Origin of the sequence: Desulfopila inferna, from assembly GCF_016919005.1 — a bacterium.
GTDB classification, from domain to species: Bacteria; Desulfobacterota; Desulfobulbia; order Desulfobulbales; family Desulfocapsaceae; genus Desulfopila_A; species Desulfopila_A inferna.
Map to the genome: position 1 here is coordinate 1 of NZ_JAFFQE010000048.1, position 423 is coordinate 423.

1 protein-coding gene is annotated in these 423 nt (G+C 56.7%); it reads right to left on the bottom strand.

The features are described 5' to 3' along the window. A partial coding sequence (locus JWG88_RS21385) for a HAMP domain-containing protein (protein ID WP_205235848.1) occupies positions 1–423 on the bottom strand: 423 nt, incomplete at both ends.

Genomic DNA, 423 nt, shown 5'->3' on the forward strand with positions numbered 1-423 from the left:
CTGCTCGGCCGTCTGCGACATTTCTTCAGACGCCGTCGCCACCATGTCAACTTCTTTAAACTGCGCCTGGCTGCCATCACGGGTATGGCTGGCCACCTGCGCAGCCTCATTGGCCGTTGTGCCAACTTCATCAACTGCAATAATCACTTGTGAGATGGTGTGCTGTAATTTATCCAGGAAGCGGTTAAACCAGGTCGCCAGCTCACCCAGCTCGTCTTGCTGGCCGACATGCAGCCGCTGGGTTAGATCCCCCTCCCCTGAGGCAATATCCTGCAGTCGCTCAGCAATCTGGCGAATCGGAGCGACCAACCGGGCGGCAGCAAACCACAGCATCAGCAGGCCAGCCGCTGCAATCGCCAGGCTGGCCATCAGCTGAATAGCAGAAGATTCATCTCGCTGTTTCTGAATCGCATGATCCAAGCT